Here is a 22,621-nt window from a genome sequence, read left to right on the forward strand (position 1 = left end):
TTCGCCAGTAAGGCCTTTACCAGCTTGAAGTTCAGCTAATGCTTTGTTGAAGTCGAAAGATTGAGTCATGTGTCACTCCTGTTTTCTTAATAATACTGAAATGACACAGATTTCTAAACACTACCTACTTTTTTTTAAGAAGTATATCTATGCCTGATATTCAGCTATTTAAAATCAATCAATGACCCTCACCAAAAATGTAAACAGGTGCATAAACTATTTGATATCTTATTCTTAGCCGTCAGCACGTTTTTTCTGAATGCCAAGGCTCGGAGGATATTTAAAATTTAGCTAATGATTATCCACTAGAGAGAAAGCATGCGCCAAATTGATTCGAAGGTGGAGTGTCTGTATTTGCTACACTGAGGCTCGTCGTATTTAATCAACTAAAAGCTAAATAAATATATGCCAGCAAAACAAAAATAAGCGATGCGCAGTTCAGCCTACCTTGAAGGTGTATTGAATTTTAGTGCTTTTACATACTATTTCTTTGGGAAAATATTGGGCTTAAGTATAATCTTGAGGTGATTTTATAATCTCTGGAATTAATAAAACAAAGGTATGTTAACTTGATTAAATTAGGGAACAGAAGTTACATAAACCTAGTAAAGAGATTTCTGCGCTGGCAATTTCCCATCTTAAAACGAATAAATACGGCTTTTAATATAGTCAGTTATTTCAACTGGGGCCCTACTATTAAATGCGTGGCTTTTTGAATTACTCTTAAGCGCATCATTAATCGCGTTATTGAGCATTAACTCATCATCAGCAGGAAATAAACCATCTAAATATTTTAATTTAGTATATGTTGCCAACTGATGGTCATTTCGATGTTCATTTAATGTATAAAGTCTAGGCATAACAACTAAAGGCTTTCCTTCACTTAAACAAGATAAAATAGTTCCCATACCTGCATGGCCAATAACAACCGATGCCTCATTAAAATAATCATCAGCTTCTTTTCCTGATATAAATTCAAACGACCTACCTGTAAGAGGTTTATAGCCTTGGCTGCCCACTTGAAAAACTATATCTGTATAGTTATTTTCAAGCGCCCAATTTTCGGCTTGTTTAACAAGTCGATCAAATGAAAGCTGTGTACCTACAGTTACAAAAATCAAAATACTCTCCCTTTGTATAAAGGACCATCTTCTTTTGCTACTTCAGGCCATTGCGTAAGCCAAACATCTGCAATCTTTGATACTTTTTTTCCTGCTAAAGATAACTCATCCGCATTTGCTACAGAATCGACCCAAACAGTTTTAGCGCCAATTAATTTCCCCCAAATTAAAGCAAAGAAACCAGGTGCGGCACCTGTACTTATAATTACATCTGGTCGATGTTTCAAAACTTTAAAAAAAGTCTGGGCAGCTAGAAAAATTAATTTCAACTTTTGATCCATATTAGCATCAATAACAGTTTCAAATTTAGCATTACCAACATGACTTTCAAGCGATGGGTCATTAGTTATAAAAATAACATCTTGCTCTTCCCAAACCGCTGATAATCGATTTAACTGAATCCAATGACCACCTCGAGAAGCTATTGCCATCACTAATTTTTTTTTCATTCCACATTCCTTGATGATTCATCTTTTTGCCATTGGTATGTTTCTAAAGATTTATATTTTTTATTCGCCAATTTCGTTGCTATTAAATTTACTAGACCATAAACCATAAATTCAAAAAAGGTTGGCATTGAAACGAAGCGCTTTGATGGTAAATTTTTATTAATAAGTAGAGACTTATTCTTAAGCTCAATATTACCAAGCTTACTCCGTGTTTTAATTTTAATTAAATCACCGAATTTTTTTGGTGCAGTAACCATAGATGTACAATTAGTATCAACCTGCTGCTTTGAAATAGGCACTACTTCTCTTATAAACCCATCATCAGCAATCACATCAGGAAATAATTTAAAACACGCTCTAGCTTGCTTATTTAAACCATATACACCGCTACCAAACCCTTGTGAAGAATAGAATTTAGTTTTAAACCAAGCCCGATAAAAAGCTTTTACAAATATACTAGAGCTACTAAATTCCATAACAGCCTTAGGAGAAACTAACAAAGGTGATACCGAAGATTCCAAAGTATTTATTATAGACAGGAGCCCGTCATAATTAACTACAACGTCAGCATCCATATAGATACGAGGAAAACCAACATTGGATTTTTCGGCAACATTTATTGCGTTGGTCTTTGATCCAAGTTCAATATCTAAACAACACACGGCAGGAAATTCATTACGAATAAAATCGACAGAACCATCGTTACTACCATTTACAGCAACTGTAATTGTATATTTCCCCTCTTTTACACCCTGATAAAGCGGTTTTAAAGTACGGGCTATTACACTGCGCTCGTTATAAGCAGGAATAATAATAGCTGGTAACATATTCATTTCACTCATTTAATAATCCTTAAAATGAGAACTTTGTATAGACTGGATAATGGTCTGAACCATACGAACTATCTATCACATAAGCACTTTCAACAAAAAAACCCTTATGAAAAATATAATCTATTCGTATTAATGGACCAAGCATACCTATTCGGCGAGCCTTTCCAGGAAAAGTTTGTGAAAAATTAAAGCCAACTTCTCTAAGCGAATCATTTAAGTGAGTAGTCATAACTTGGTAAGGATAATTGAACTCAGTAGAATTAAAATCACCAAGAACAATCAATTTATTATCAATTTTTTTAATCGCTTTTGCTAAACTATCAGCCTGCATTATCTGCATTTGAGAATTAAATATTCCTTTATCTAATCGAACATTTATCACAGTAATTATCTCTTTACCTATTGAAATATCAACTAGTTGATTGGCACCTAAATTACCTCTATCTTCAATGGTAAACTTAGAAAAAACTGCTTTTTTAACATTTTCATTATACACACTAAAGCAATTCCTTTTGTAATCTGTACTATTTATAAAAGTATCAAAATCAGGGATTTCTTGAACAACTATTAAATCAAACTCATTACAATCAATTATATTCGCTAATTCTCTAAAGTTATCATTCCTAGACATTTTACTAAAGCTTACTACTGATAAGGTATTTTTTTTTGATTGTGTAGAATTGATATTTGTTGGCTGCTCCGAAAAAATAAAGATATTTAAAAACAAAATACCAAATAAAGATAAATTTATAATAAGCAGTAGTTTATATTTTTTATAAAAGCATAATAAAGTAATAGCTGAAACAATCAGTAATACATATTGTGCAAAGTAATTTAAAAACCTGTAAATAATAAAATTATCGTTGGCTATCCCAACGGTTAGCCAAAATATTAAAATTACACTCAAGAAAAATGCCAGATAACGTATTGGATCAAAGAGTAATGCTTTCATTATTTTTCAATAATCCAATTCATCATAGTATGCGAAAACCCTTTAACTTTACTTTCCCATAAATAGTTTTTTTTGCAATATTCTAATGCGTTATAGGCCATCTCTTCTCTGCGTTTGTCATCTAAGCTAAGAGAAGTAATTTGATTGGCAAGATCTTCGACAAGTGCTTGCGGTGTTGAAATATTTAATTTAATAGCGACTGAGTTATTTACTGTAGATTGAGGTCCTCCGTGATCAAGAACAATCATCGGTAAACCAAAGCTAAGTGCTTCAATTACGACCCCTCCGGTGGGTTCTCTAAAGCTTGGAAAAACAAAAATATCTGCAGATTTATAAAAAGCATCAATATCATTTCGATCCATTTTGCCATGAAAAGTAACTTTATTATGTACCGATAATTTACGTGCTTCATCTATGCATGCTTCTAAATCAGTTCCTGTACCAATAACATCCAGATGAAAATCCACATCATTTTGTATTAAAGGTAAGCACCTTATTAGATCTTTAACACCTTTAGTTCTGACCAGACGACCAACAAAAAGAAGCTTAATAGTTTTATTGCGATCTTCAAATTTACTGACTAAATCACTCTCAGTAACCATTACAGAGTCAACAGCTAACTCATTCAAAACCGAAATGGTACTTTCGTTAATACCAAGTTCTAAAATCAGTTTCTCTTTAATATAATCTGCTGCAGCAATAATCTTTGTCGCAGATTGATAAGAACCTCTTAATATCGGATCATACTTAAAGCGTAATTTATCAACGTCTCTAAATTTCATATACCAAGACATCGTATCTAGTTCACTTTTAAAACTGTCGACATCGGGAAGTGCACCAGCAACAGGACCTAAAGAAAACCTTCTACATCCAGATGCAAGAGGAGATGGGTAACGGGCGGCCATCGGTGTAATTTGATGATACCAATCAAACTTATCTCCGGTTTCATCATTTACATCAAGCCACTTTTTAACATCACGATAAAAACAAAAATACCAAGGTTTTGCTATAGCGTTAAATCGTTCAAAACGGTGTAACCCGCTTTTTTCCTCAAAGTGGATAAGTCTTACAGGAAGCTCACCATTTTCTATTGTTCGCTTACCTTTTAATCGTAAAGTTAAAACAGTAATATCAAAATATTTACTAAGTTCTTGTACCCATTTATAACCAATAAATACTTCGCCGACATCAAATTGAGATATACCAGGGGCAACTATTAGGAGCTTTTTCTTCACAGTATTACCACCCCTTCTTGTTTGTAGGCCAAGCTTTGTGGTACCTCAAAACACAATTTAAAAACAAAGATGCCCTTTGTTTAGAAAAAATCTTCCGATTAAATACGTATTTAATTGTCCAAACTAAAGCACGCGAAACATTAAAACAAAACATCACAGCGTAGACTAAAACAGCTTCGGTTTTTGTTCTGTTTTTTAAAAAGAAACGAACAATTGCTCCCGATAACATTAAATCTCTTTTATAGCTCAGCTTTTGGGCGCTAAAGCTTCCGTAATGTACAATTTCACCAACAGGACTGAATTGTATTTTCCACCCAGCTTTTTTAATTCTGTAGCACCAATCGGTTTCCTCACCGAAAAAGAAAAAATCTTCGTCTAAAACACCTACTTGCTGTATTACTATATTTCTAATTAATAAATAACAACCAGTAACAACATCAACTTCCCGTTCAGAGTCTCGGTGCCAATTAGTCATTAATTCATCACTTTTATATTTACCACCAAAGAGTTTAGTGAACTGAAAAACTTGTTCTACTTTGCTACTAAGGGTCGGAAATTTTGAGCATGTATATTGTACTGATTTATCACTATTTAAAACTCGGCACCCCATCACACCAAAACTTTCATTACTTTTAATATAATCCAGTGATTTTTTTAAAACATCCCCAATAACGTATGTGTCAGAGTTAAGTAATAAATAATAATCAGAGTCGTCTCTTTTCAATATTTGATTATTAGCAGCAGCAAAACCAACATTATCGTTATTACGAACAACTTCAATATTCGGATATTCCTTTTCGAAAGTATCAGCAGAGTTATCATGAGAGTTGTTATCAACGACAACAACATTCCAATCATCACTTGTATAATTACTATAAATAGAATCTAAACAATCCAAAACTAATTGCCTAGTATTCCAATTTACAATAACGATAGTTAATTCATATTTATTCATTTAAACAGGTCCTTTTTCTGTTTTAACCAATGCGATTCCCAAGCCAAGAAAGAAGTAAAAAAATACAAGTAGTTGATTCCAAAAATGCACTGTACACCCAGCAAAAACAAATGAAACAAGTACTATAATATAAGCAGTACTTATTTTATCTTTATTGGTTTTTAGAATCAGGTTCATAAGTATAAATACCGCAGCTACTAAGCTAATTAAACTAGGCAATCCAAATCTCATTGCTGTAAGCAACCAAAAATTATCTACACTTGGAGGCATCCAAAATGGCCTAACCCAATCGGAAAACCCTAAACCAAAAATAGGGTGAGCAGCTACATTTTGAGCGCCATATTCAAATATAATTGTGCGAAAATATGCAGTTTGTTGACTAAAGGTTATTTTTGATAGAAAGAACTTCAAAGGTGAACTTGATACTAAGGACATAAGCAAATAAGATATTATCAAAAGTAGTATTAATTTTCTCCACTTCGAGCTTATTTTTAAAGTGTCAGCAAGCTTACTCCAAGCTAATAAAGCACCTTGAAGGGCAATTGCTAAAATCCCTCCTGATGAAAGTGAGCTAAGGCTTACAAGTACAGCTGTAATAAACATTGTTTTTTTCTTTTTAACTACGTTAGAGTAATAAAAAAGAAGTCCGAACGTAGAAGCAAAAACACCTAATAAAATAGGGTGCTCAAAGCTTCCATAAGATCTTGCAAACCCCATTCTCGGCTCAATCGTATTATAAAAGCCACCTCCAAATATTGTTGAAGCAACTTCACGAATGAGATGAATACGCGTAAACATCTCAAATAAAACTAAAGGCAATAAAATAACACATAAAAACATTGACAACTTAATGTAGTAATCAAACATTTCTTGATTATTTATTAGCCTTCTTGCAATTAAATATGAACCTATAGATTCAACAAATAAAATACCTCCACTTTCAATACCTTGTGAAAGCCCTGCATTTATAATTAAGCTAACCACAGACCAACAACAATTAAAAATGACTAGGCCGTCAATCAACTTAATATACCACCCTCTATCAGAGTCAAAAAACAACCACTTTAGTAAAGGAATTATTAGTATTAGTAACATTAATCTATAAGGCGTCAGCCTGATAGAGCCAAGGTTAAAACTTATTTCTGGAGGGAGTAATATGCACAGAAAGAATAGAAACAAAATATGCTTAGGATTAGCTTTCATTCTCAACCTTGTTATTTTTAAAGTATATATAAATTAGAGCAGAAATCTCCCCAAAAGCACCTGCGATAACAATACTTTCTACTGTAGAAAAAACATTTACTAATAAAAATCCAAAAGGCACAAATAACATCCTTATTAACGTCGTTTTTAACGGTATTTTTGTATCGCCCGCAGCAATACATTGAATTACTTTTTTTGTTTGCATCAACCTAAAAAACCACATAATAACAAGAGCTTTAAAAATATACCCTTGATTTAAATACTGCTTTCCAAACACTATATTTATAATAAAATCCTCAAACATCAAAGTAAAAAAAAGATAACCAATACATACTATAAAAGGAAAATAATTTATATAGCTATTCTTAATTTCGACTTTACTTGAGTACAAAGGAAGAAGTGTGTTCATCAATATTTTCGTAGCAATTACAACAGGTATAAATGCCAAAATACTCAATGCACTATAATAACCTAAAATTTCCATATTAAAATATTTAGATATTATAAATTTATCGCCTTGAAGAATTACAAACAGAGCTAAACCATTTAAAAGTAATGGCCAACCAAAACTAATTATTTTACAAAATATAGTTCGACTATAACGTATTTTATATTTAGACTTTGAAAAAAAATGTGACGCGACATTAAAGAATAAAGCTTGAGCTAACAAAGAAAAAAGGGCCGCTTTATAATCAGCATAATAAATCAATACTATACAAACAGTTATCAGGGCCATCAATTGACCTGACAATTCGACATAAACATTGTACTTAAAATTAAGCTTTCGTTGCTCTTTAATATAATCTATATTTGAAAAACCTTTTATTATAGGTATAAAGGCAATTAAATATAACCCCCAACTTGCATCTCCTAAGTCGAAGAAGAATAAAAAAAATGGTTGTAATAAAATAATAATTGTTGAGGAAAGAAACCCTTTTAAAACATTAAATAAATGTATACTTGCAACTAACTTACTATTGCATCCAAACCTATATTGTAAAACCAACTTTTCTGCAGAAAATTCGCTTAAGGATTCAACTAAAGAAATTACCAAAGCAAAAACAGCGGCTTTACCAAAGTCAGCTGGACTTACTGCATGCCCAATCAAGGAGTTACGTACTAATCCTATAACTTGAACTGACAATTGGCTTAAAGAGAAAATGATTGTCCCTTTAAAAAATGATTTATGATTCAAATTTCTTTCCTTGATTTCCATCTTAAATAGTAAAATGAACTATAAAGCTAAATATATGTCTTTTGCATTTCAATAACTTTCATTGATTTTATTTCATTAGCTTTTCTTTTAGCCCAACAAGCTGTAATAAGAAAACCTAACTGTTTTGTATAAAGATCTGGATTACTTAATATACTTTCAACATCTTCATCTTTCATTTGTAATTTATCTTTCATTATTACTTTCAATTCATTATTAATGAAAATATCACTTACTAAACTTTTAATTGTCGATGTGGAACCAATATCATCAGCAGCTTTAAAACTCAATGTTCTCTTATATATTTTATTAACTAAGTTAATATATTTATTATTTAATAAATTATTTTTTTCAACTTGATAGCTATAAGGGATATTAGCAAGGTTCGGGTTCAACTTTTGAATCAAATCGATCTGAGCCTGTCTATTTTTACGTAAATTAAAAGGTATCGAATTAGCCCAGGTTAAATATGTATCGCTTAAAAGTGGTGCTGCAACATTGTAATAATTGCCTGATGCATTTAAGACAGGACCAACCCAATTTTTCACTCTATGCTCGGAATATAAAGAGGTCATACTATTACGCCAAGTATCAATGCTTGAAGTGTTGACTATAACTTTTAATTTATTAAATAAATTTTTATGTAATTCGTCACAAATGGGAATAACCTTCAGCATTTTATTTCCTGACAAATAAAGTCTTTTCTTCAACCATTCATCTAATATGTAAGGACTCTTTATTAGGTGATCAAAAGGAGTAAAATAAAAATCACTGGCACACTCACCTCCCGCTCCTGTTAACTGCCCAGTTCTAACCGAGTCTAATTGTCTATAAACAGATGGAAGCCAACTATAAGATGCTGCATTAACACTAAAACCTGAAGATGAAACAAAATCATAACCATCTTCAACAAGCTGACTATCCATTAAATTGTTATTAATTCTAATATGTTTAGATTTTGACTGCTTACTTATTAATTCTGCAACAATTACATCATTATCAAATTGTTTACCTATAGTAAAATCAATTTTAGGCGAAGCTCCCCCTGCTAATCCTAAGGCATAAACGAGCCGACTATCAATGCCCCCCGTTAATTCAGATACATAACCATTTGAATAACAACGAGCAACTTCTTTAGGCAAAGTATCCAGAAGATTTTCTTGCGCTAATTTAAATACTTCAACTCGTCGAGGGTGTTCAATTAAAGTAATTTTATTAGATATAACTTTAATTGAATGATTTGCATTTAACTTGAATATATTCTCATATATAGATAAATTACCTAACCTAAACCCAATTGATATATCTTGATATATTGCGTTTATTGACAGCTCACAATCAAATAAAGCAGCTAATATAGCAGGATCAGAAGATAATGCTTCTATTCCACTTTCTCGTTCTAAATAGTAAACATCACCAATTGCTAATTGCGATAAAGTAAGTTCTACTCCATTGGTAAGTAAATTAATTTTAACTGATAATGGAGACTGCTCTATAATTTCGTCTTCTAGATCATTCGTCACTGTCAAGTTAGAGCCTGAAGTGAAATGAAGGTAAAAATCTGATGATACTTTTATTGATTTATTATATCTATTAGCTAGCTCAATAGAATTTCTGTTAATTAAAAGGTAGCTACCTTTAATTTGATTATCCATAACCATGTATTTAAAAAACCTTTTCTAATTGTAATCTATAAAATAAAACGTTAAAGACAAACTACATTATATAGACAAGAGCACCTTATTAACACAGCAAAGTGATTAATTTAACTTCAATTACATATTCTAAATAAAAAAATGACGCTTGTTTTTACTATATACAACCCTTACACTTGTTGGTATTTATCTACAAGTTTACTTTTGTTTATTATTGTTTATATTTACTGCATTAACTTTAACTTGTTTACTCTATCTTATACTTGTTTTAAATTGTTTAAATTAACTTATAATTATTGAAGTTCTATGAATTAAATTATAAGCTTAAATTCCACTTTAAGGAGGTCAATGATGGGGTTAAAGAAAGCATTCATTACTACAAGCGTATGTATAATGTTATTAATTTCAACTTATACAAAATCAAATGACTATAAACGTTCAAATATATACAATAACTTTTCAGCTTATATAAATAAAAACAAACCAATCGATAGTAAATATAAATTTGATAAATCTGCATTAAATGATTTATCAACTGCTATGCAAAAAATCAATTTGGCATCAGCCACAGCAAGAAGTAATCAACTTAATAAACAGTTTGAATGGTGGTTATCAAGGCGTGATGATGGTTTTGTGAGTAACGATCGTCACGGTCCAAATCATGGTTGTGTTGGTGGTGGAAATGGGTCTAGGAATAAAGCGAATCATAAAAAGCGTAAAAAGCGTGGCTCAGGTGGTCATGATGATTGCGGAGGGTCGGATAATTAAATTATCGAAGCCAATACATTCTTAAATTTGAAGTGTATTGGCATTATTTTTAAATCTAATCTATTTCTCTAAATGCGTTATAATTAAGTTCTGTTAATGGTGAAAGTAAATAATCCATTGGCGTTCTATCTTCAAGCAAAATCATTACTTCCGCTGGCATACCTGGGTATAAGTCTATATCTGTTCTGTTATTTTCTATTTTAACTTTAACCTTATAAGCCGATATATCTTTTTCTTCGTCATAAATTCTATCTGCAGAAACGTTTTCAACTAAACCATCAATAGGTGCCACGCGGCGCATATTATAAGATGATAGTCTTATTTTTGCTTTCATTCCCTTATGAACTGACTCTATATCTTTAGGATTTAATAAAACTTCTACTAATAAATCATCTGTATCTGGCACAATATCTAATAATACCTGCCTAGGACTAATTACACCCTGAAGTGTATTTACTGATAAATTCACAACGTACCCTGATATAGGGCTAATAATAGTCGTTCTATCTAAAACATCTTTAACCCGCATGTATTCTGAATGTCTAATTCTTAATAGCTCTTGTTGTTTTTCAAAAATTTCACGTAATTGCTTTTGATGTTCAATCTTAATACTTGCAAGTGATAGTTCTGACTCATTAATCGATGCTTTAGCGCGTTGAATTAATCCTATGTATTCGCTTAATCGGCCTCGGATAGATTCTTGGTTACTTTTGGCACTTAAAAATTGCGCTCTAGAAGAGTAGCCTTTTTTTTCAAGCTCTTGATACATAGTAACTTGCTCATCAGCAATTTTTAGTTGCTTTTTATCCGATGCCTGTCTTGCTAAGAGTGTTTGTAACTCTTGCGTACTCTGCTCTTTTATTTCTTCTTGTAACGATATTAAACTATTTTGTTTATGTTTATTTGCATTAAACTGTTCAACTTGGTAATCAATCATTTGTTTAATTTCGATATTATTTTGGTCGAAATCAGTAAATATAAGTGTATCTATTCCTGATAGCTCAGCTTGAATACGCTGAAAAGCCGCTTTAGCATATTGATATTGAGTTTGGGTTTGTTCAAATAAATTTTGAGATTGGTCTTTTGCTAATTTAAATAATATATCGCCTTTATTTATATGTTGACCTTCTTCAATATAAATCGCCTCTATTATTCCACCCTCTAAATGCTGCACACTTTTTTTATGTCCTTTAACTACAACACTCCCTGCTGCCATAGATGCTGAACTTAAAGTAGAAAATACAGACCAAATAAAAAAAGTACCAAAGCCAATAACAAATATAATAAAGCAGGTAATTAACCATTTTTTGCTTGCTAAGTTATCCATTACTAGCCTCTTTCATTTTATTACGAGTAGCAAAAAACTCAGTTGCTTTACCATTAAACTGAATACTACCTTCTTCAAGGTAAATAATGTTTTGTGCTTTGCTTATCAAATTCATTTTTTTCGCTGAGTAAATTGTTATTTTACCTTCCTCTGTTCTTTTTGCTAAAATTTTAGCTAAAGCAAGTTCGGCTCTAGTATCTAAATGGTCATCAATATTATCTGCTATTAATATATGTGGCTTATTAGACAGCGCTTTTATTAATATAATTAATTGAATTTCAGAACTACTAAGCTGAGTCTCAATATTTACAAGCTCAGTATCGTAACCGTTAGTATGTTGCATTATATTTTTATGTAGCCCCAACTCTTGTGCCAACTCCATTGCATATACCTGACTTTCACCCACTGCCATATTAGAAATAATAGTTGTTTTTGTTAAAGGTAAATCTGAGCGATATATCCCTATTATTTTTTGCTTACTTACAGATTCCCAGCTACTTAAAAGGCTTCCTTCAATCCTTATGTCGCCTGAAAAAGGCTGATACTCATCCGCTAATATTTTTAAAAGAGTCGTTTTTCCTGAACCATTAGCACCCAAAATAACGTGGGAAGAAGTAAAGTTTGCACTGAAAGCTTTTATAAATACTTTATTTAAATTGCTATATTTATGAATAACTTTATTTGCAATGAGTGAACCATTAGGGATTGCAGGTTCGGTTTTAATTTCGTTATCTATATTATATGAAGTGACTCTTTTCCATGCTTTGTAACACGTAACCCAGTGCTGTAATTGCAAAACAGATTGCTCAAACGGAGCTAGTGCACGGCCAATAATTAAGCTGGCAGCAATCATGCCGCCAACTGATAACGCTTGGTTCAAAACATAAGAAACACCTACACATGTAACCGCTATTTGCACAAGCAGCCTGCATGTTTTTGATAGACTACTAATATTTAAGGTTTTTATTTTATAGTTTATTTGCGTGCTTGAAGATTGTTGAGTGTATTTTTTCCAAATAGAAACCATTGAAGAAATAAAGCCAGAGGCAACTAAATAATTTTTATTTACTAAAATACTTGTTTGCATATCACTTGCTAACACTTGACTACTTACTCTTTGGCTATATAAATAATTTATCCAGGCAAAAATCATGAGTATAAAAATACTCGATATAGCAATATAGAAAAATGTTGGGTGAATGATTAATAAAACGAATAAGAAAATACTTGTCCAAGGAATGTCGGCAACTGTTGCTAAATGGTTTTGTAAACCAGTTTCTGCTAGTTTTATATCATTAATTAACTTACCATTTTCACTTTTTGTGAAGCCAGTTTCTGCATATAAATTAATTGCTTGCTCACGCCATTCATTTGCTGTTGCATGTAATAGCCTCTGTTTTGCCCATTCTAAGCAGCCGTAAACTAGTACAAGCCATCCAGCGATAATAGTTAGTAAATATAGAGTGTCTAAACTAAAGGAGCTTAATACACGGTCAAATACTTGTAAGGAGTAAATCGGTACAACTAGCATTAATACACTAGTTACAAAACTAAAAAAAAATGTCCACCGGGCACGATTGCGTATATGCTTCTTTAGTGATTTCACACTAATTCCTTTTAAAGTATAGAACAGCAACTTATAGCTGCTGTTCTAAATCAGTAACAATTAAGCTATATACATGCTCTCTTGGCCCATAAAATCTTGCGAGCCTATGCCACCAATATCCATATCTGAATCAATTATTACATCTTGGATAACTGTAACGAAATTTCCGCCCTCAGTTTCATAGGTTGTTGACTGTAATTGAGTCGATTCGTCTAAGCCAAGAAGTGCTATTAACTCTGCCTCATAATTGCCATCTAATTCTTGAGTCAATGAAGCAATTCCAACGCTGTCACTAAACGTAAGAGTATCAATACCAATAGCAAAAAACATATCATCGTAAGTACCTTCAGTATCAGCCGCGATTTGGTCAAGCGATACATTAATATTGTGTACTTGCTGTTGTAAGTCGCTACCTATAACAATAGCTTCGAGGCCTGAGTAATTTAGGCTCGCAAGGTTAATATTTACTTCATTATCGCCATTAACATCCTCAAACGAAACAATATCAAAACCACTGCCTCCATTTACAAGAGAGTCTGTTTCATCGGCAAATATATGGTCATTACCTAACCCACCATAAAGCTTGTCGTTACCTGCTCCGCCAATCAAAATATCGTCACCATCAAGGCCATTAAGAAAGTCGTTACTTTCCATACCATTTAGTATGTTATCACCTCTAGAACCCGTAATAGAATCGTTGTGGATACTACCTATGACGTTTTCAATACTCCCTAATTTATCGTGATCTAGAGTATTAGTATTAATACCGTCTCTTATTTCACTCCAATTATATTCAGAATTTAGTTTAGTACTCCATACCCATCCAACATTACCACCCGCAACAAGATTTACATTTACACCAAAACCATCTTCTGTTTCACCTTCGTAACTTGCTGTATCGTAACCAAGACCACCACCTAACCAATCATTCCCGCCAGCGCCACCATGTAAAATATTATCTTGGTTATCACCATTAATAGAATCATCATATTTAGAACCAATTGCATTCTCTATAGAAATTAAATCGTCATGTGCTAGTGTATTGTTATTAATACCATCTAACATATCGCTCCAACTCATAGAGTCTTTTATCGCAGTGGTAGTAGCAAAGCTTTGGTCCAACCGAATGTAAACCCCTGCCCCATCTAAAGTCTCACCATCAAAACTAGCGGTATCATTACCTTCACCACCATCAATACGTTCATTCCATTCAAAACCACCGATCAGAATGTCATCGCCTTTATCACCTCTCAACTTATCAACGCCTAAGCCACCAATCAGCACATCATTACCTGCTAAGCCATGGATATAATCCGCGCCAGCACCACCATCTAAGTAATTATCTGCTGTGGAGCCAACGATTACATCATTTCCCCCAGTGCCTATTACTGCTGTAATACCCACCATTGAATAGCTTTGAATTGACTCATCAGCTACGCCATCTAATAGTGAAGACCACGAATGTAATTGTTGATCAGCAGAACTCACTGCCCAACCTTGGTCGAGTCTTACGTAAGCACCAGACATACCAGCATTCTCACCGATAAAATCGTAAGTGTTGTAAGTTGAAAGATCTAAGTTAAATTGGCCGAGAAGACCTGTTTGGATTATTTCTAAATTTGAAGTGTTCATTTTGTGCCTCACATTTATAATTATAAATAATAATGTTCAGCAACCCGGCTATCATCCTGATACTAATTCCTTGAGGAGACCCGTGGCTTTCCGTCCTTGATTCGCATCAAGTTTGGCTTTCTTAAACTAAAGATTGAAAATATACAAATCTTTTATGTGAATGAAGACTACACATTGAAGAGCACGGCGTATATTTTGTGAAATATTAACGCTTAGAAATAAACAAAACAAGTTAAAATCCACATAAACTTTAACACCCTGTTAAATAAGGCTAATGATTAATGCCTTAGACATAAGCATTAAATCATGCCAATCTTCCTTGAGCGGTTAAAAATAAAAAAGATGCAAATTATTTTATTAAATATATACTTTGATTAATGAATAAATTGATACTAGCTTGTTTATAATAAGTTTGAATTAACATAAGGATGTAAATAAATGAAAAAGGTAAGTTTTTTAATCATAATTCTCGCTTTTCCTCTAATGGTATCAGCGCAACAAGACTCAGATGAGAAAGCTAATATTGCTTCAGAACAACTTTCAGAGTGTTTAGCCCTAGCCGATACTGTAAAAAAAGATTGTTTGAGTACATTATTTGCCAATCTATCCCTTACTGAAAGTCAACAAGAGTCATTTTTTGCTTTTGCTAAAGCTAATGGCATGTCAGAAGATGATTTAATTGTTTTAGCAAGTTCTAACCCTAATTTAAATTTAGAACTTATTAGCTCTGGTACTGCTGCAGGTGGTACAGGTTTAATCTCTGGAGTAGGTACTCCTTTAACAGGATCTACTGGTTCTGGCGGCGGTGGCGGCGGAACAACAGCTTCAAGTAACTAATTTTAGTCTTCTATAAGGAACCCATTTTATGGGTTTTCTTTTTATGCTTAATAAATTTATTTTTTATAGCCTTTGTAGTTTAATTATATGGCTTCCTATTCCTTTAGGTAGTAATAGACCGTGGGCTTGGGCAATTTCGGAACTTATTGTTTTTGCATTATTTTTTTTACATTGTATATTCAATATATATAAAAACAATGGCTTTTTCCCTCCTCTACGTACTTGGCCAATTTTTACTTTAATTGGTACCTTATTACTTACTTTACTAATCCAGATTATTTTTTCTTATTCAACAGATCCTATACAAACAAAAATAGTGCTATTAAAAACAGCTAGTTTTTTTATGTTTGCTTGGCTAATTTGTGTATACACCATAGATAAAAAAAGAATAACGACCATTATCTATGCCTTAATTATTGCAGGGTTATTTCAAGCAATTTATGCTACATTTTTAAATTTATCACCTCCCTCCTACACTCCTATTTTTGGTTTCCAGTACTCACAAAGAGCTAGTGGCTCTTTTGTATACCATAACCATTTAGCTAATTACCTTGCTATTATTTTGTCAATTGGGATTGGTTTTATAATTAGTGAGCTAGATATTAAAAGAAATTCTAATAGTAAGTTAACTCATTATTTCAGAGGTTTTATAAAAGCGCTTTTATCCAAGAAATTAGTTATACGGTTGTGTCTTATAATTATTGTTGTCGCATTACTTCTAACTCGCTCAAGAATGGGGAATATTGCATTTTTAGTATCTCTCGCCTCAGTAAGCTTATTTGCTCTTAAATTTTATAAATCAAAGCCATGGTCTTTAAAATATCTTATTATTAGTTTTTTTGTACTTGATACTATTATTGTGGGTAGTCTTTTTGGTGCCGATAAATTACAAGAAAGATTAGCTGAAACTAGCTTTATTGAAGAAACAAGAGATGAAGTTATCCAAGATTCAATTCCATTAGTTAAGCAATACTACTTATCTGGATCTGGAGGAGGCTCTTATTACGGACTGTTTCCTACCAAACAATCAATACCTTACTCCGGCTTTTACGATCATGCGCATAACGAGTATGTGCAATTTGCAATTGAGTTTGGTGTTTTAAGCTGCTTTTTAAGCTTTTTTTCATTACTTTATATTTTATACATTTGCTTTAAGAATATGACTCAACAAACATCACCTTTATACCAAGGAGTCAGTTTTGGAGTGGCTACTGCGATTACATTTATGATTCTCCATATTATTGTAGATTTCCCACTGCAGGCAACAGCTAATGCAATGACTTTTATTGTTATAATATGTTTAGGTCTACTTAGTAGTAAAAAAAGATAGGCAAAAAATTGAATTTTAAAGATTTTTAGGTAATAAAAGCATTTGAAAAAAACAATAATATTTATCTGTATATGTGTTTTTTCCTTATTTGTTTTTTCTCAAAAAATAGAGGATAAACTTAATAATAAAAAATTATTACAGTTAATTGAAAATAAATACAATAAAAATGGTGTCAATCGTTATGGCAGTTGGTTAAAGCTATTAGAAAATAGTCAATCTGCTAGCGAATGGTCACAATTAAATACTGTAAATATGTTTTTTAACGAAGAGATTAAATATTATGAGGATATCGATTTTTGGAACAAAAAAGATTATTGGGCGTCCCCCATTGAAACTATAGGCCGTGGAGGTGGCGATTGCGAGGATTATGCTATTGCTAAATATTTTTCCCTTCTTGCCTTGGGCTTTCCTGAAGATAAGCTTAGGTTAATGTATGTACGTCAGCTAACTGTTGACGTACCCCATATGGTATTAATTTATTTAGAAAATAATGATTCACCTCCACTTATACTTGATAACTATGAACATAAGATTTTACCCGCGACAAAACGTCCAGACCTAAAACCGATATACAGCTTTAATGGTCATGGCCTCTGGCTTTCTAAGGCTAGAGGTATAGGAAAAAAAGTTCGTAAGCAGCATGGCTTAAAATCTTGGCAGGATATGATTGAGCGTATAGAGGTGGATATAAATGTTAGCAATGGAGAAATTAAAATTGAAGAATAAAGTTAATATTGGTATGAGTCTCAGGACGCAAATATATGGTTTGATCTTTTTACTTGTTTCAATTTCTTTTTTTGCACGTTTAATTATTGATATTAATACAACTAAAACCTACTTTACAGAGCAAATGAGCGTACATGCTAATGACGCAGCTATTAATTTAGGTTTATCTATTTCTCCTTATACTGATGAAGAAAATTTGGTTATAGCAGAGACCATGATCTCCGCTATTTTTGACTCTGGCTACTATCACAGTATCAGATTTGTTGATAAAAAAGGTAATACTTTAATTGAAAGGGTTAATCCACTAACATCACAAGATATTCCGCCTTGGTTTACATCTATGTTTGAACTTCCAAGAGTACCTGAGTCAAGTGAAGTTAATAATGGATGGAATATAGCCGGTACTTTAATAGTCGAGAGCCACCCAGGCCTTTCCTATGAAAAGTTGTGGAAGCATGCGATAGACACCTGTATTACCTCTTTAGCTCTTTTGATTATTAGCCTAATACTAGGTTACTTTATACTTAGTGCTATATTTAGGCCTCTAAAAAAACTTGAGAAACAAGCTCAATCGGTAACATATAAAAAATTTATTATTAATAATGATGTCCCCTTTTCAATAGAGTTGAGAACGGTTACCAAAGCAATGAACAATATGGTAAGAAACTTAAACTCGACTTTCCAGTCTTTATCAGAGCATAGTGAAAGTTTGTCTAAAAAGGTTTTCCAAGACGAACTTACTCAGTTAGGTAATCGACGAGCATTTGAGAATCAATTTAGTGCAACTCAAACAGGCATGAATAAAGATGATGTTTCATGCCTAATACTTATCTCCCTTGATTCTTTAATATCTATTAATAAAAATTTTGGATTTGCTGCTGGAGACAACTACGTATTTGAAGTTAAAAATATTATTCAAAAGAATTTTAACTTTTCTCAAGAAAGTGAAATATTTAGAATATCTGGAGGCACGTTTATCTTAATGCTGAGTGTTAGCATAGAGTATAGGCAAGAAATGCTAGAACACTTGAGCCGCGACTTTTCTCAAAAGAAGGTCACAGAATTAGACTCTCCTTATGCTCGAGTTTCAGCTATTGATTACCATAAAACATGTACTTTAAGTGATTTACTGTCGCAACTAGACACATCACCTCATGAAGTCGATATAATTTCTAACTCAAACCTATCTGCAATATCTTTTACTCAATGGCGCAGTGTTATCAACCATGCAATTGAAAATAAAGAAATTAATTTTAGCGCTCAACCAATAAAAAATAATTTAAAGGAAGTTGAATACTATGAATTATTTTCTAATGTTTTATACAATAATAAGCCCCTTAATAACAATCAGTTGTTCACTATGGCAGAGCGGCTTGAGCTAACTGTTGAGCTAGATAAAGCAATAATAACAGGGTTACTAGCACAAGATTTAACTCGCTACGATAAACCAATTGCAATTAACTTAGCCAAGCAGTCTCTTTACAGCAATGAGTTTATATTTTGGCTTGAATCTATAAGTAAAATAGCTAAAGAAAAATCCTTAAAACTTATTTTCGAAATAAAAGAAACTGTAATAATTGATAGTCAGCAAAAAGCAGCTCAAGTAATAGCTGCGCTAAAAAAACTTGGTTTCAGGGTTTGTATCGAGCACTTTGCTATAAATTTAACTTCTATAAAATATCTGCAAGGTTTAAATATTGATTACGTTAAGTTAGACGGAAGCTTTATTAGCAACCTTAAATGTGAAGAAAATCAATACTTCCTAAGAACATTGATTACGCTCTCGCACGGCTTAGGTATAAAGTTTATTACATGCCTAATTGAAGATAATGAAACCTATGATATCCTTATTGAAAATAAGTGTGAATATTTTCAAGGTAGATATATAGCTCTACCCTATCGTATAGGCTCTGAGGCATAATGCCTAGAGTAGTTAATAACCTGTAGTGGTCAAGTAATATTGGCCACAGTTTTATAGTAAAGCCAGAATCTTTTCTCTGACTCGTTTGGGCTTAAACCAGCATTGTACTGATGCGGCCTAGTCTGGCTGTAGTAGCCAACAATATAATCCGTTATATGATGCTTAGCATCGGTAAAACTCCTATAACCTGTAGTGGGTACCCATTCCGTTTTTAAACTTCTAAAAAATCGTTCCATTGGACTGTTGTCCCAACAATTTCCACGGCGACTCATGCTTTGAGTCAATTGGTAACGCCAAATTAATTGTCTGAACTTCCTGCTCGTGTAATGGCTACCTTGGTCACTATGAAACATCACGTCTTTCGGCTTTCCTCTGCGCTCATAGGCCATGGTTGAAGCTTGCATGGTCAATTGACTATCAGGGGATAACGACATCGCCCAGCCCACCGGTTTTCTAGCAAATAAATCCATCACAACGGCTAAATAAGCCCAGCGATTGCCAGTCCAAATATAGGTCACGTCGCCACACCACACTTGATTAGGCTCAGTGACGGCAAATTGTCTATTCAATAAATTGGGTATCTCTACATGCTCTTTTGCCGCCTTTTTGTAAGCATGTTGCGGAAGTTGGCAACTCACCAACTCAAGTTGTTTCATGAGCCTGCCGGCACGATATCGACTGAGATTTGTGCCGCGCTGTGTCACGATATCAGCAATCGTTCTGGCCCCCGCAGAGCCGTTACTCTCATTGTGTATCTGCTTAATATCGCTGAGTAAACGAACTCGCTCAGGACAAATTTCATTATCCCTGGCTAGCCAGTATTTATAGGTACTGCGATGTACGTCAAATACCTCACACAATAAAGTAACTGGATAGCGCTTAGGCTGGCTCTGATTGAGTTTCTCGATTAACGAGAGCTGTTCAGGGAGTCGGACATCAACAGAGCCGTAGCCTTTTTTAAAACCTCTTTCTCCAGCTCTATTCGTTCAATGCGCTTTTTCAATTCCCGTATTTCAAGCTGTTCTGGCGTCATCGGCATGGCTTTAGGGGCCTTACCTGCGCGTTCTTCGTGTAATTGCCTAACCCACTTACTGATAGTCGATTTACCCACCCCCATCGCCTTGGCCGCTTCTTCTTGGGTGTAATTTTGATCGACCACTAATTGAGCCGTTTCTAGTCTAAATTCAGGACTAAATGACTTACGTATTTTCTTCTTCATCTTGGCACCTAATGCTGCTATGAAATCAATCATAACATCTCTTAATAGGTGGCCAAATTAACTATGCCACTACACACTCCCTGTATTTATTTTAACTGCGCAACTGCCTCAACCGACGTTTAGACAGCCAATTTTAGACTCTAAACAATAGGCTTCGGCTGCATTCAGTAAATGATTACTTATTACCTGTGGAGTTTAAAAGTTCTCAACTTAAAGTGTTTAGTTCGGGTTGACCAGAATAAGTAGAGTTACCTATTTGTTGCAGTTTTTAAAAGTACTGAGCTAAATTCTATTTATGACCAATATATATGCAGGAAATTTCAATTTTTCGCTATCCGTTTTGTATCTAACTAAAGTGAATTGGTGAGCAAATATTCATAATCAGCTCACCTTTAATAAAAATGTTTACCAAATAGTATTTAACTCGTTAACAGTATTAAGAACACTCGTATAGCCGCCTGTTATTACATACCATTGCGTTGGGTTTAAGTAGTAAACATGTTTTTGTTGCCACGCTTGAGAGTTTTCTATAAACGGTGCTTTTGCTAAAGCTTGCTCAATATTGCTTTGTCCACCAGTTGCTAAACCTCTGTCGAGTATAAACAGCCAATTTGGTTTTGTTGCCATATAATCCTTTGTTAATACTGCAGCTTGTTTGGCTTTTTGCACTTTAGTTTGGCTTTTATCGTTATCTTTTAGCTGCGGTTTATTAATTTTATTTGGGCTTTGTATACCAAGTAGTTCATACACCATACCAAATCTGTCTCCAGGTAAGTGCGCAATAAACATATCTTTTACAGTAAATAAAACAAGCCCAGGCCCTTTACCCATTGCTTTAGCCTGCAAAGCATTAATTTTATTATTTAAATTGTTCCACAATAACTTTGCTTGCTGTTGTTTTTCAAAAACATCACCCAGTAGTATAATATTTCTTTTAATATTAGAGACAAAATCATCGGAACTTAATGTTAAATCGATGGTAGGTGCAATTGCAGTTAATTTATCTAATGCTCTACGGCTGCGTGGTCCGACTATAATTAAATCAGGTTTAATTTTTTTAAGTGCCTCAAAGTCTGGCTTAAATAAGCTACCCGCTATTGCTTTGTTTGGGGAGTTATAATGAGCTAAATATTCAGGAAACACTCCCTTAGCAACCGCTGTTACATCAATATCAAGTGCTGTTAATGTATCAAGTACACCTAAATCGTATACAACTACTTTTATAGGCTTTTGTTTTATAACAACTTGGGTATTCCCTTGGCTAATTGTTATTGGGTAATTAGCGAAGCTAGCTACTGAGAAAAAACTACAACCAGCTATAAAAAACATTTTTATTAGTATGCCGTACATTTATATTTCCTTTTTAATTTATGAACATATTAAGGATATGCTAGCATGCCACACACCAAATGATAATGAGTAGCATTTGCTTTTATTGATTAAAAAGCGGTTTTTTACGTTGCAGTTTCTAAAACACTTAAAATAAATTGTCTAAGTAATACTAAATAAAATGTAACTATTCAGCCTCATCTGAAATGAATACATCAGGCAGCTGATTTTTGAATAATAACTCAAGGGCTAGGCTTGCAGATACATATTGTTTTCTGCAAGTCGATAAATAGCTTCTCAGCAAGCAGAA

General features: G+C 33.2%; 19 protein-coding genes and 1 riboswitch. Of the genes, 5 read left to right on the top strand and 14 right to left on the bottom strand.

Annotated features, from left to right (window positions below):
- Positions 1–638: 638 nt before the first annotated feature.
- Genes H4J63_RS16310 through H4J63_RS16350 form a run of 9 tightly spaced genes read right to left on the bottom strand, consistent with a single transcriptional unit; the run spans position 639 to position 9,616 of the window.
- On the bottom strand, positions 639–1,121 hold the full coding sequence (locus tag H4J63_RS16310) for a glycosyltransferase (RefSeq protein WP_182197520.1): 483 nt from the start codon (positions 1,119–1,121) through the stop codon (positions 639–641).
- On the bottom strand, positions 1,118–1,570 hold the full coding sequence (locus H4J63_RS16315; protein WP_182197521.1) for a UDP-N-acetylglucosamine--LPS N-acetylglucosamine transferase: 453 nt from the start codon (positions 1,568–1,570) through the stop codon (positions 1,118–1,120). The genes H4J63_RS16310 and H4J63_RS16315 overlap by 4 nt, the downstream gene beginning before the upstream one ends.
- On the bottom strand, positions 1,567–2,412 hold the full coding sequence (locus tag H4J63_RS16320; protein ID WP_182197523.1) for a glycosyltransferase family 2 protein: 846 nt from the start codon (positions 2,410–2,412) through the stop codon (positions 1,567–1,569). Before H4J63_RS16320 ends, H4J63_RS16315 begins: the two co-directional genes overlap by 4 nt.
- 10 nt (positions 2,413–2,422) lie before the next feature.
- On the bottom strand, positions 2,423–3,355 hold the full coding sequence (locus H4J63_RS16325) for an endonuclease/exonuclease/phosphatase family protein (RefSeq protein ID WP_182197524.1): 933 nt from the start codon (positions 3,353–3,355) through the stop codon (positions 2,423–2,425).
- Positions 3,355–4,590: a glycosyltransferase family 4 protein gene (locus H4J63_RS20545; RefSeq protein WP_182197526.1), complete on the bottom strand. Its 1,236-nt coding sequence runs from the start codon at positions 4,588–4,590 to the stop codon at positions 3,355–3,357. Before H4J63_RS20545 ends, H4J63_RS16325 begins: the two co-directional genes overlap by 1 nt.
- Before the next feature lie 4 nt (positions 4,591–4,594).
- The gene (locus tag H4J63_RS16335; protein WP_182197528.1) at positions 4,595–5,545 is read right to left on the bottom strand and encodes a glycosyltransferase family 2 protein; all 951 of its coding nucleotides are present in this window, start codon (positions 5,543–5,545) and stop codon (positions 4,595–4,597) included.
- Positions 5,546–6,748 (bottom strand): hypothetical protein, encoded by a 1,203-nt coding sequence (locus H4J63_RS16340; protein ID WP_182197529.1) that lies wholly within the window; start codon positions 6,746–6,748, stop codon positions 5,546–5,548.
- Positions 6,738–7,943 carry an oligosaccharide flippase family protein gene (locus tag H4J63_RS16345; protein WP_182197531.1) on the bottom strand — a complete coding sequence of 402 codons (1,206 nt, stop codon included), beginning with the start codon at positions 7,941–7,943 and terminating at the stop codon, positions 6,738–6,740. The genes H4J63_RS16340 and H4J63_RS16345 overlap by 11 nt, the downstream gene beginning before the upstream one ends.
- Before the next feature lie 47 nt (positions 7,944–7,990).
- Positions 7,991–9,616 (bottom strand): hypothetical protein, encoded by a 1,626-nt coding sequence (locus tag H4J63_RS16350; protein WP_182197533.1) that lies wholly within the window; start codon positions 9,614–9,616, stop codon positions 7,991–7,993.
- Between the two features lie 348 nt (positions 9,617–9,964).
- Here H4J63_RS16350 and H4J63_RS16355 point away from each other — a divergent pair, with 348 nt between their 5' ends.
- Positions 9,965–10,384, top strand: a complete 420-nt coding sequence (locus H4J63_RS16355; protein WP_182197534.1) for a hypothetical protein — start codon at positions 9,965–9,967, stop codon at positions 10,382–10,384.
- Positions 10,385–10,439: 55 nt separating this feature from the next.
- Here the strand turns inward: H4J63_RS16355 and H4J63_RS16360 are convergent, their stop codons facing one another.
- Genes H4J63_RS16360 through H4J63_RS16370 form a run of 3 tightly spaced genes read right to left on the bottom strand, consistent with a single transcriptional unit; the run spans position 10,440 to position 14,949 of the window.
- A complete protein-coding gene (locus tag H4J63_RS16360; RefSeq protein WP_182197536.1) occupies positions 10,440–11,711 on the bottom strand; it encodes an HlyD family type I secretion periplasmic adaptor subunit in 1,272 nt (423 codons plus the stop codon).
- Complete coding sequence (locus tag H4J63_RS20550) at positions 11,704–13,317, bottom strand: ATP-binding cassette domain-containing protein (RefSeq protein ID WP_182197538.1); 1,614 nt, start codon at positions 13,315–13,317, stop codon at positions 11,704–11,706. Before H4J63_RS20550 ends, H4J63_RS16360 begins: the two co-directional genes overlap by 8 nt.
- A 60-nt stretch (positions 13,318–13,377) precedes the next feature.
- Positions 13,378–14,949, bottom strand: a complete 1,572-nt coding sequence (locus H4J63_RS16370) for a calcium-binding protein (RefSeq protein WP_182197540.1) — start codon at positions 14,947–14,949, stop codon at positions 13,378–13,380.
- 35 nt (positions 14,950–14,984) lie between these two features.
- A riboswitch (cyclic di-GMP riboswitch) is annotated at positions 14,985–15,076 on the bottom strand.
- Positions 15,077–15,387: 311 nt separating this feature from the next.
- Between H4J63_RS16370 and H4J63_RS16375 the strand changes: the two genes are divergently transcribed.
- The 4 genes from H4J63_RS16375 to H4J63_RS16390 are packed head-to-tail and all read left to right on the top strand — an operon-like array spanning position 15,388 to position 19,763.
- On the top strand, positions 15,388–15,786 hold the full coding sequence (locus tag H4J63_RS16375) for a hypothetical protein (RefSeq protein ID WP_182197541.1): 399 nt from the start codon (positions 15,388–15,390) through the stop codon (positions 15,784–15,786).
- A 28-nt stretch (positions 15,787–15,814) separates the two neighbouring features.
- Positions 15,815–17,116 (top strand): O-antigen ligase, encoded by a 1,302-nt coding sequence (locus H4J63_RS16380; protein ID WP_182197543.1) that lies wholly within the window; start codon positions 15,815–15,817, stop codon positions 17,114–17,116.
- 42 nt (positions 17,117–17,158) lie between these two features.
- The gene (locus H4J63_RS16385) at positions 17,159–17,842 is read left to right on the top strand and encodes a transglutaminase-like cysteine peptidase (RefSeq protein ID WP_220467230.1); all 684 of its coding nucleotides are present in this window, start codon (positions 17,159–17,161) and stop codon (positions 17,840–17,842) included.
- On the top strand, positions 17,808–19,763 hold the full coding sequence (locus tag H4J63_RS16390) for an EAL domain-containing protein (protein WP_182197544.1): 1,956 nt from the start codon (positions 17,808–17,810) through the stop codon (positions 19,761–19,763). The genes H4J63_RS16385 and H4J63_RS16390 overlap by 35 nt, the downstream gene beginning before the upstream one ends.
- Before the next feature lie 29 nt (positions 19,764–19,792).
- Here H4J63_RS16390 and H4J63_RS16395 read toward each other — a convergent pair.
- Both H4J63_RS16395 and H4J63_RS16400 read right to left on the bottom strand, forming a co-directional pair.
- A protein-coding gene (locus tag H4J63_RS16395; RefSeq protein WP_182197548.1) for an IS3 family transposase occupies positions 19,793–20,982 on the bottom strand; the annotation gives its coding sequence in 2 pieces (ribosomal slippage) (positions 19,793–20,715 and positions 20,715–20,982; 1,191 coding nt in all).
- A gap of 405 nt (positions 20,983–21,387) precedes the next feature.
- On the bottom strand, positions 21,388–22,332 hold the full coding sequence (locus H4J63_RS16400; protein WP_182197546.1) for a siderophore ABC transporter substrate-binding protein: 945 nt from the start codon (positions 22,330–22,332) through the stop codon (positions 21,388–21,390).
- Between the last annotated feature and the right edge of the window lie 289 nt (positions 22,333–22,621).

Source organism: Pseudoalteromonas sp. 5Ae-yellow (assembly GCF_014077565.1).
GTDB lineage: Bacteria > Pseudomonadota > Gammaproteobacteria > Enterobacterales > Alteromonadaceae > Pseudoalteromonas.

Coding starts and splice junctions, on each gene's coding strand:
- H4J63_RS16350 (WP_182197533.1), bottom strand. CDS start 9,616: ATGGATAATCAAATTAAAGGTAGCTACCTTTTAATTAACAGAAATTCT.
- H4J63_RS16335 (WP_182197528.1), bottom strand. CDS start 5,545: ATGAATAAATATGAATTAACTATCGTTATTGTAAATTGGAATACTAGG.
- H4J63_RS16380 (WP_182197543.1), top strand. CDS start 15,815: ATGGGTTTTCTTTTTATGCTTAATAAATTTATTTTTTATAGCCTTTGT.
- H4J63_RS16315 (WP_182197521.1), bottom strand. CDS start 1,570: ATGAAAAAAAAATTAGTGATGGCAATAGCTTCTCGAGGTGGTCATTGG.
- H4J63_RS16375 (WP_182197541.1), top strand. CDS start 15,388: ATGAAAAAGGTAAGTTTTTTAATCATAATTCTCGCTTTTCCTCTAATG.
- H4J63_RS16325 (WP_182197524.1), bottom strand. CDS start 3,355: ATGAAAGCATTACTCTTTGATCCAATACGTTATCTGGCATTTTTCTTG.
- H4J63_RS16390 (WP_182197544.1), top strand. CDS start 17,808: ATGTTAGCAATGGAGAAATTAAAATTGAAGAATAAAGTTAATATTGGT.
- H4J63_RS16370 (WP_182197540.1), bottom strand. CDS start 14,949: ATGAACACTTCAAATTTAGAAATAATCCAAACAGGTCTTCTCGGCCAA.
- H4J63_RS16355 (WP_182197534.1), top strand. CDS start 9,965: ATGATGGGGTTAAAGAAAGCATTCATTACTACAAGCGTATGTATAATG.
- H4J63_RS16360 (WP_182197536.1), bottom strand. CDS start 11,711: ATGGATAACTTAGCAAGCAAAAAATGGTTAATTACCTGCTTTATTATA.
- H4J63_RS16400 (WP_182197546.1), bottom strand. CDS start 22,332: ATGTACGGCATACTAATAAAAATGTTTTTTATAGCTGGTTGTAGTTTT.
- H4J63_RS16340 (WP_182197529.1), bottom strand. CDS start 6,748: ATGAAAGCTAATCCTAAGCATATTTTGTTTCTATTCTTTCTGTGCATA.
- H4J63_RS16320 (WP_182197523.1), bottom strand. CDS start 2,412: ATGAGTGAAATGAATATGTTACCAGCTATTATTATTCCTGCTTATAAC.